We start from the raw sequence: 9,741 nt of genomic DNA, 5'->3' as shown, positions 1-9,741 counted from the left end.
TAATATTTCCCTATTATAGTATTTTTTAATTTCCTTATAGGGATCATCCGTTTGGGTAAATTTACATATTATAGAATATACTTTTTTTGCCAAGTATGGCGGTGTATTTTGATAATCCTCATCTTTTAGTGAACCTAGGATCTCTCTTATCATCTCTTCACTTTTTAAATCATTTATATTTAAAAAATTTGTTATTTTTATTCCCTGCTTTATGAGGCAGGGGATACAAGATAAAGTTGTTTGCATCTTAAACCACCTTTTTTCAAAAAATTAGGGCGTAAAAATACGCCCCTAAATTATATTTAATCATGCCTTTGTTGTTTGTTAGAAAACTTATATTTATTAAACTAAACTATCTGTAAATTTAAAGAATCCGATATCTTTAAAGAAATCTTTTTCTCCCACTGAAGGAATAGTTTTTTTAACTATAGAACTTACTATTTTTTTAGTGAATGGAATTTTTAATCCTATTGTAATATTATTTTCTGAACAATATTTTTCTATCATCTCACTATGATGAAGAGATAGGTCAAATTTATTAATAACTACTTGAACTTTGAGATTAAATTTTTTAGTTAATTCATAGATTCTTTTAAGATCATGAAGTCCAGAAAAAGTAGATTCAGTAACTATAATAACTTGACTAGCTCCTGTAATTGAACTAATAACATTACATGCAATTCCTGGAGAACCATCTACTATAATATTTTTTTTATTATTTAAAAGTGCCAATGCTTTGGCTTTTTTTCTAACTTCAGCTACTAATTTTCCTGAAGTTTCTTCTCCAGGGATAAGTTTTGCATGAACAAAATCTCCAAAAATCGTGTCTGATTCATAGAGTTCACCAACAACAGCATTTTCCATTGAAATAGCATCTACAGGGCAGACAAATTCACAGACTCCACAGCCTTCACATTTAGATTGACTTAATATTATATCTTTTGAGATAGCAGAAAATTTACAGTGTTTTTCACAGAGACCACATTTTATACATTTTTCTTGATCCAATACGGCTTTTTTTAGGCCTACAAATCTATGGGTAGATTTTATTTTTGGATCAAGTAAGATATTTAAATCTGGTGCATCTACATCACAATCAGCAATAATTAGATCATCTAAATATGGAATAAGGGAAGCAGCCAAAGTTGTTTTACCAGTTCCCCCCTTACCAGAGATAACTATAATTTCATTTATATTCATAATGATCTACTCCCTTCTACAATTTTTTTATAGATATTATTGAATAAATCTTTATATTTAGGGATAGAAACACTAAAAATTTCTCCATGAGCATAGAGTTCGGCAATTTTTTTATCAAATGGGATCTCTCCTAAAATTTCTATATTTTCATCCTTGCAGTAACGATAGATCTCATTATCTCCCAATCCAGCTTTATTGATAATAAGTCCAAAGGGAATTTTCATTTGACGAAGCATCTCTACAACCATCTTCATATCACTGACACCAAAAGGTGTAGGTTCTGAAACAATCACAGCATAATCTGTACCTTCTACCGCTGCCACTGTAGCACATGAAGTTCCAGGAGGAGAATCAATGAAAGTAACTGTTTCATCTGAATCAGTAAAAATTTTTAATTGGTCGATAATCTTTACTCCTGACATCTCACCAATATTCAAAAGACCGTAGTGGAGTTCTGTATCATATTTTGATCTTCCATTAAAGATCTTTCCAATTTCACGTTTTTCGTATGTGATAGCACCATTTGGACATACTAATTTACATCCACCACAATCATGACAACTTTCCCTGAAGACGATTACTTGATTTTTAGCAGGAATAATAGCGTTATAGTTACAGAAATCTCCACATTTTCCACAAAGTGTGCAAAGTTCTTTATTAATAGATGGATAAAGTGTATATACTGGTTTAAAAGTTGGATTTTCCATATCCATAAAAATATGTAAATTTGGTTCTTCTACATCTGAATCGATACTTATTGAGTTTTTAATATTTACAGCAAAATTAGAAGTAACTGTAGTTTTACCAGTTCCTCCTTTTCCGCTTAGCACAGCTATCTTCATAATCTTGTCAATCCGTTTATTTTTACGATTTCTTTTAATTTGCCAGCTTTATATGCCTCTAAAACTTCTCCTACACTTTTATAATCACCTTGAGAAACCGTTTTTATTTCAAAAGCTTCCATAGCTTTTTCAGCTTTAGGACCTAAGTGAGGAACTATAGCTATATTTACATCATGTTTTGAAAGTATTCTTACTGCTTCTCCTCCAGCACCACTGGCATCATTTTTAGCTGTATTTTCAGCAGTTTCAACGATATTTGTATCTAAATCTACAATGGTAAAGTTTTCTGCTCTACCGAATCTTTCATCGAGCAAACTGTCTAATCCTGTTTTTTTTGAACATATTGATATTTTCATATCTACCTCCTTATGTTTTCCAAACAATAAATAAAACAAAACATTTGTATATCAAAATTTATAATTTTAGGATAAGCCGAAATAAATTCGGCTTATTTTTAATTAATTTTATTTTTATTAGTTACAATCATGATCTCCATGATTATGGTTACAAGGAGAACCAGTAGATGCTAATTGACCTTGTAAAAATGTATTTAGATTTTCTGTAATACTTCCAGTAGCCCCTAATATAACATCTATATCTTGTACTTTGAATAGATTGATAGCCATAGCTCCCATTCCACCTGTAATAATAGTAGTAATCTTATGTTCCCCTAAAAATCTTGGTAAAACACCAGGTTCATGAGCTGGTGGTGTAAGGAATTCTTCCGATGTTACCACTCCATCTTTTGTGTTTAATATTTTAAATTCACTACAGTGCCCGAAGTGTTCCTCAACGTTTAATCTGTCATTTGTAGGAAATGCAATTTTCAATTCCATAATTTGTTCCTCCTTATGTTTTAACTTATAGTTAATGTTTGTTTTTTATAACTATAGCTTTTTCATTCAAAAAACTGTCGACAATTTTTTTTCTTCCGGAATTTAATAGTCTTTGGATTGTTCCACGAGAGATTCCCATTAATACACTAGCTTCGATTTGACTTAAACCTTCATAATCACAGATTCTAATGGCTTCAAATTCGTCAGCTTCGATATTATTTGTTGTAATCTCTTTCATGGTAATACCTCTTGGCTTATATACAATTTCATTTTCTAAAAATCGGCAACACCTTTTCTTTTTACCTCTCATAATCCCCTCCTTTTTGTGCATATGCACGTTTAAATTCTAATATATTTTAAAAGATTTGTCAATGACTTTTATTTAAGTTGCATTTTATATATAAAGTGAGTAAACTATATTTAAAGACAATTAGTGCACATAAATAAATAATTAGGGCAGGTGGAAAGTGGAAAAGAAATACTATGAATTATTATCAAATAGATATAAAAATATAGGAGAAGTTACTAGTGAAATAATAAATTTAGAAGCTATATTAAATCTTCCTAAGGGGACAGAACATTACCTTACAGATCTTCATGGAGAATACAATGCTTTTAGGCATTTAGTAAAAACAGCCTCTGGGAGTTTAAAAATAAAGATAGATGAACTCTTTGGAGATATACTTTCACTGGAAGAAAAACATAATTTTTCTAAATTACTCTTTTATCCAGAAAAAATATTAGAAGGATTAAAATTGAATGAGTATGAAAAATCTCACTGGTATAGGGTAACAATAAAGAGACTTTTATCTATATTTCGATTAGTGTCATCTAAATATACAAGATCTAAAGTAAGAAAAGCATTACCTAATGAATATTCTTATATATTAGAGGAGTTCTTGACATTAAATAGCAAAGACTTTAATAAAGAAGAATATTATTCTCAGATCATATCAACAGTAATAGAGTTAGAGATAGCAGATGATTTTATAATAAAAACTGTTAACTTGATTCAACAACTATCGGTAGATAAATTACATATTTTAGGAGATATTTATGATAGAGGAGCAGATCCCAATAAGATCATGGATAACCTTATAGCACATCATGATTGTGATATCCAATGGGGAAATCATGATATTTTATGGGTAGGAGCATCAAAAGGTCATTTGGCTTGTGTAGCAAATGTACTTAGAATATCTCTTCGATATAGTAATATGAAAATATTGGAGGAGGGATATGGGATAAACTTATTACCTTTAGGAAGATTTGCTATGGAAACCTATGGAGGAGATCCGTGTAAAGAGTTTTTACCTATAAAGAGTAGCGATGAATTATTTAATGATAAGGAACAGTATGTACGGGGACAGATGCATAAAGCTATAGCGATTATTCAATTTAAATTAGAAGCTAAAGTTATCAAAAAAAGACCAGAATTTAAAATGGAAAATAGGGTGCTCCTAGATAAAATAGACCAAATTAAAGGAACAATTACACTACATGGAAAGGAATATAAATTAACAAGTAACAATTTTCCAACAATAGATCCAAAAGATCCCTATAAATTAACAGATAGGGAGAAAGAAATAATAAAGAAAATAGCTAAATATTTTAAAAAAAGTGATAAGTTACAAAAACATATCCATTTTTTCTTTTCTAATGGAAGTATATACCTAAAATATAATAATCAATTAATGTTTCATGGATGTATTCCCATGGAGTTAGATGGGACTTATAAATGCTTTAATATAGAAGGTAAAGATTATTGCGGTAAGGAACTTATGGATAAATTCGAAGAGCTAGCTAGAAAAGCTTATTTTAAAGGAGAAGAAAAAGATTTAGACTGGTTTTGGTATATGTGGACAGGGGAATATTCACCTCTTTTTGGAAAAGAGGAGATGAAAACTTTTGAAAGATACTTTATTAAAGAAAAAGAAACACATAAAGAAAAAAAGAATCCTTACTATACATTAAGGGAGGAGGAGGAAATAATATTAAAACTCATGGAACATTTTGGAGTAACAAAAGAAAATGGGCATGTTATAAATGGACATACACCTGTACTAGCTAAAAATGGAGAATTACCTATAAGAGCAGGTAAAAAACTCTTAGTGATTGATGGTGGATTGTCTAAAGCTTACCAACCAAGTACTGGGACTGCTGGGTATACTTTGATTTATAATTCTTATGGCTTGAGATTGGCATCTCATAAACCTTTTAAAAATATCGAAAAAGCCATTGAAGATGGACATGAAATAATATCAGTAATACAATTAGTGGATAAGGCAGAAAGAAAAAAAGTAAAAGATACTGAAACAGGAGAGCTTCTTATAGGTAGTTTAAAGGAATTAAGAGTTCTTTTAAAAATGTATAGAAACGGAAGTTTAATAGGAAGGGAATAACGTACACTATATTTCAACAATAAATTAAAAAAAGCTAAAAAAACAATAAAAAAAGGTTGACTTTTACCCCATAAAAGATTATTATATGAGCAAAGATTGGTCAATTAAAAATCTTAAGGTATTAGTGGACACTAAAAGGAGTGTTTATGAATTTATCTGAAAGGCAATATAGAATAATAGAAATTATTAGAATGAATGGTTCAATCACAGGAGAAAAAATAGCCAAAACCTTAGGAGTTACAAGATCGGCTCTGAGAACAGATTTTTCCTTCTTAATAAAATCTGAGATTATTAAATCTAAAACTAAGGTAGGATATAGCTTAAATCCTCAAAAGCCTAAGAAAATAGACAGCTCTTCATTGAAAGATATAAATGTAAGAGAATTTATAGGTGAGGCTTTGATTCTATCTGAAAAAAACTCTATTCATGATGGGATAGTAGAAATTTTCACAAAAGATTCAGGAACTATCTATATAACTAATGGGGATTTACTTTCTGGTGTAGTTTCTAGAAAAGACCTTCTTAAAGCAGCTATCGGGGGGATGGATCTTTCATCTTTACCTATTAGTTTAATAATGAGCAGGATGCCAAATATACATTTTTGTACTACAGATGCTACATTATTTGAAGCTGCTGGAATAATTGTAAAAAAAGAGGTAGATTCTCTACCAGTAGTTGAATATTCTAAAGAATTAAATGGATATAAAATTATAGGAAAGATTTCAAAAACGGATCTAAGTAGAGTTTTATTTGAGACTTTGCTATAGTTAGTAAAGTAGCAGGAGGGGTTTCTATTATTGATATATATTTTATTAAAGATGATGCTATAGTGAATTCAGAAGTTATTTTAAAAGTAATTAAAGATGAATTAAATCGTGAAGATTTTAAACTGATACAAATAACTCAGAAAGAATTTGAAAAATTAGAAGTTTTAAACTCTCAAAGCCTAGTTTTTTTTAGTTTAAAAGATAAAAAACAACTTAGAAAGCTAGAAAAGTTTTGTATAGAAAAAGATATAATATATTTTGATACTTTCAAAATTTTAAAATATGGATTTAAAAAATTATTTAAAAAATCTAAAGCAAATTCATTTAAGAAGATGGATGAAAAATATTTTAAGCGTATAGAAGCTATGGAATTTGCAGTAAAGTATGATGACGGGAAAATTAGTCGGGGAATATTAGAGGCAGATCTTTTAATTGTAGGCCTGTCTAGAACATCTAAAACACCCTTGTCTATCTATTTAGCTAATAAAAGTGGATTAAAAATAATAAATATACCATTAGTCCCAGAAGTCCCTATTCCAAAAGATATTTTTGAGGCAACTCAAGTAATTGGGCTAACTATATCTATAGATAAATTAAATAAAATAAGGGAACAAAGGTTAAAAACAATGAAAGCAGAAGAGAGGGCATCTAGTTATGCGTCCTTTGGTAGAATATTGGAAGAACTGGATTATTCCGATGAAATAATGAAGAAATTAAGATGTCCAGTAATAGATGTATCAGAAAAAGCCATTGAAGAAACGGCAGAGATCATTTTAAAATTAATAAAAGCATAAATACTCAAGGAGGATTAACTCATGAAAAAATTTATTTATTCCTTTAACGATGGTGGAAAGGAAATGAAGTCATTATTAGGAGGAAAAGGCGCCAATCTTTCTGAAATGACTAAATTAGGATTACCTATCCCACATGGATTCGTTATAACAACAGAAGCTTGTATGAAATACTATGAAGAACAAAAAAAAGTATGGAAAGGTTTAAAAAAGGATATAGAGCAAAATTTGAAAAACTTAGAAGCTATGACGAATAAAAATTTTGGAGGAGAGAATCCACTTTTTGTTTCAGTGAGATCTGGTGCGGCCATATCTATGCCTGGAATGATGGATACAATCTTAAACTTAGGCTTAAATGACAAAACATATAAGTTACTTGCAACGCAAACAGGAAATGAAGAGTTTGCATTTAATAGTTATAAAAGATTTATACAAATGTTTTCGGAGGTAGTATATGGAATTGAAAAGTACAAGTATGATTTACTTGAAAAAGAACTTGAAAAGAATGGAACTAAAAAAGAAACTTATATTAAAGAATATAAAAAACTCTTCAAATCAGAAGTAAACTTTAAGTTTCCAGAAGATCCAATGGAGCAACTGTTAGCAGCAATCGAAGCAGTATTTAGCTCTTGGAATAATCCTAGAGCTATCTACTACCGTAACTTAAACAACATCCCACATGAAATTGGAACAGGAGTTACTGTTCAATCTATGGTATTTGGTAATATGGGTGAGACTTCAGGAACAGGAGTAGTATTTACTAGGAATCCATCTTGTGGAGAAAATAAATTATTTGGTGAATTTTTAATCGATGCTCAAGGAGAAGATGTAGTAGCAGGGATAAGAACTCCTAGAAAAATAGAGGAATTAGAAAATGTAATGCCTGAAACTTACACAGAATTAATAAATTTATGTACTCTTTTAGAGGACCATTATAAAGATATGCAAGATATAGAATTTACCATTGAAAATCATAAATTATATATTCTTCAAACAAGAAATGGTAAAAGAACTGCAAATGCGGCTATAAAAGTAGCTACAGATCTAGTTAATGAAGGTATAATAACTAAGGAAAAAGCTATAATGATGATAGAACCTGAGATGATTTCTCAATTATTACATCCAACATTTTCAGAAGAAGAATTATCAAATTCAGAAGTTTTAGTGACTGGATTAGCTGCATCACCAGGGGCTGCAACAGGAAAAATATATTTTAGTTCAGAGAAAATAAAGGAAAATAATGGTGGGATCTTAGTAAGAATGGAAACTTCACCAGAAGATATAGAAGGAATGAATATAGCAGATGGAATATTAACTGTTCGAGGAGGGATGACTTCTCATGCAGCAGTAGTTGCTCGTGGAATGGGTAGATGTTGTATCTGTGGATGTGGATCGATAGATTTAGACGAAGAAAAAAAACAATTTAAAGTAGGGAATATAACAGTTAGTGAAGGAGAAACTATCTCACTTAATGGAAGTACAGGAAATGTATATTTAGGTGAACTTAATAAAAGTGATTCTGGATTAACTGATGAATTTAAGATGATACTAGACTGGTCTAGCGAGATTGGAGCAATGAAGGTTTTAGCAAATGCAGATACACCTTTCGATGCAAAAGTAGCTTATGACTTTGGAGCAAATGGAATAGGTCTTTGTAGAACTGAGCATATGTTTTTCGAGGAAAAAAAGATAAATCATGTTAGAGAGATGATTTTATCTGAAAATATTCATGAAAGAAAGATAGCTTTAGATAATATCTTACCTCTTCAAAGAAATGACTTTATAGGAATATTTGAAGCAATGAATGGGAAACCAGTAACAGTAAGATTAATCGATCCTCCACTACATGAATTCTTACCAAGAGAGATAGAGGAGAAATTAAAATTAACTGAATCTATGGGAATTACCATGGAAGAGATAAATAATAGAATGATCAAGTTAGAAGAATTAAATCCTATGTTAGGTCATCGTGGATGTAGATTAGGAATAACTTATCCTGAAATCTATGAGATGCAATCTAGAGCAGTCATTGAAGCCGCAATAGAGGTTAAGAAATCTGGAATTGATGTGAACCCTGAGATAATGATTCCATTAGTTGGGAAGGTAGAAGAGTTAGGATATTTAAGAGAGAGATTAGTAGTAATAATAGATGAAGTAATTGAAAATTCAGATATAGAATTAAAGTATAAAATAGGAACGATGATAGAAGTCCCTAGAGCCTGTGTTACTGCTGGTGAAATTGCTGAAAAAGCTGATTTCTTTAGTTTTGGAACTAATGACTTAACTCAAATAACTTTTGGTTATTCAAGAGACGATGCAGGTAAATTTATCTCTGATTACATGGAAAAAAATATATTAGAAGTAGATCCATTTGAAACTATAGATATAAAGGGTGTAGGTAAATTAATGGAAATGGCAGCGACTCTAGGAAGAAAAGCAAAAAAAGGAATTAAAATTGGTGTTTGTGGAGAACATGGAGGAGATCCAAAGAGTATTGAATTTTTCCACTCAATTGGGCTAGCTTATGTAAGTTGTTCACCATATAGAATTCCTATTGCTAAATTAGCAGTAGCACAAAATACTATAAAAGGAAGAAATTATTCTTTTTAAAAAACAAAATTTAAAATTTATTTGTCATTTAGATATATGTGTGATAGATTATAGAAAAGCAAGGGAGCTGTTATGGCTGAGAGGAGACAATATAGTCTCGACCTTTAACCTGGTCTAGGTAATTCTAGTGTAGGGAGTGATAAAATAATATTTTATTGTTAAAGATGCCTTTGTTTAAGGCATCTTTTTTTTATTTTATAAGTGAAACTATGGAGGAGAATATGGAAAACAAGATATTGTTACAGGATGAACTAGAAAAGGTAAGAAAAAATATAGAGAAAAATAAACCCTTG

The 9,741-nt window shown here is 30.3% G+C and carries 10 protein-coding genes and 1 riboswitch; of the genes, 4 read left to right on the top strand and 6 right to left on the bottom strand.

What is annotated here, in order from left to right; translation table 11 throughout:
- The 6 genes from WBG30_RS04085 to WBG30_RS04060 form a co-directional block, all read right to left on the bottom strand.
- The coding region (locus tag WBG30_RS04085) for an ARMT1-like domain-containing protein (RefSeq protein ID WP_424503371.1) at positions 1-246 on the bottom strand (246 nt) is incomplete at its 3' end.
- Between the two features lie 96 nt (positions 247-342).
- Positions 343-1,200, bottom strand: coding sequence for an ATP-binding protein (locus WBG30_RS04080; RefSeq protein ID WP_424503370.1), 858 nt, complete (start codon positions 1,198-1,200; stop codon positions 343-345).
- Positions 1,197-2,042, bottom strand: coding sequence for an ATP-binding protein (locus WBG30_RS04075; RefSeq protein ID WP_424503369.1), 846 nt, complete (start codon positions 2,040-2,042; stop codon positions 1,197-1,199). Before WBG30_RS04075 ends, WBG30_RS04080 begins: the two co-directional genes overlap by 4 nt.
- A complete protein-coding gene (locus tag WBG30_RS04070) occupies positions 2,039-2,398 on the bottom strand; it encodes a NifB/NifX family molybdenum-iron cluster-binding protein (protein ID WP_424503368.1) in 360 nt (119 codons plus the stop codon). Before WBG30_RS04070 ends, WBG30_RS04075 begins: the two co-directional genes overlap by 4 nt.
- A gap of 117 nt (positions 2,399-2,515) precedes the next feature.
- Positions 2,516-2,878, bottom strand: coding sequence for a NifB/NifX family molybdenum-iron cluster-binding protein (locus WBG30_RS04065; protein ID WP_424503367.1), 363 nt, complete (start codon positions 2,876-2,878; stop codon positions 2,516-2,518).
- 31 nt (positions 2,879-2,909) lie between these two features.
- On the bottom strand, positions 2,910-3,188 hold the full coding sequence (locus WBG30_RS04060; RefSeq protein ID WP_245584901.1) for a DUF134 domain-containing protein: 279 nt from the start codon (positions 3,186-3,188) through the stop codon (positions 2,910-2,912).
- A 157-nt stretch (positions 3,189-3,345) separates the two neighbouring features.
- On the opposite strand from WBG30_RS04060, the gene WBG30_RS04055 reads away from it, so the two are divergent.
- The 4 genes from WBG30_RS04055 to ppdK all read left to right on the top strand — a co-directional run bounded on the left by WBG30_RS04055 (position 3,346) and on the right by ppdK (position 9,448).
- On the top strand, positions 3,346-5,280 hold the full coding sequence (locus WBG30_RS04055; RefSeq protein ID WP_424503366.1) for a fructose-1,6-bisphosphatase: 1,935 nt from the start codon (positions 3,346-3,348) through the stop codon (positions 5,278-5,280).
- A 146-nt stretch (positions 5,281-5,426) separates the two neighbouring features.
- Positions 5,427-6,047, top strand: a complete 621-nt coding sequence (locus WBG30_RS04050) for a CBS domain-containing protein (protein WP_424503365.1) — start codon at positions 5,427-5,429, stop codon at positions 6,045-6,047.
- Positions 6,048-6,109: 62 nt separating this feature from the next.
- Positions 6,110-6,841 carry a kinase/pyrophosphorylase gene (locus tag WBG30_RS04045; RefSeq protein WP_424503364.1) on the top strand — a complete coding sequence of 244 codons (732 nt, stop codon included), beginning with the start codon at positions 6,110-6,112 and terminating at the stop codon, positions 6,839-6,841.
- Positions 6,842-6,862: 21 nt separating this feature from the next.
- On the top strand, positions 6,863-9,448 hold the full coding sequence (gene ppdK / locus WBG30_RS04040) for a pyruvate, phosphate dikinase (protein WP_424503363.1): 2,586 nt from the start codon (positions 6,863-6,865) through the stop codon (positions 9,446-9,448).
- Between the two features lie 50 nt (positions 9,449-9,498).
- Positions 9,499-9,601: riboswitch (TPP riboswitch) on the top strand.
- Positions 9,602-9,741 lie beyond the last annotated feature (140 nt).

Origin of the sequence: Psychrilyobacter sp., assembly GCF_049671765.1 — a bacterium.
Taxonomy (GTDB): domain Bacteria; phylum Fusobacteriota; class Fusobacteriia; order Fusobacteriales; family Fusobacteriaceae; genus Psychrilyobacter.
This window is presented reverse-complemented; position numbering and strand designations above follow the sequence as displayed.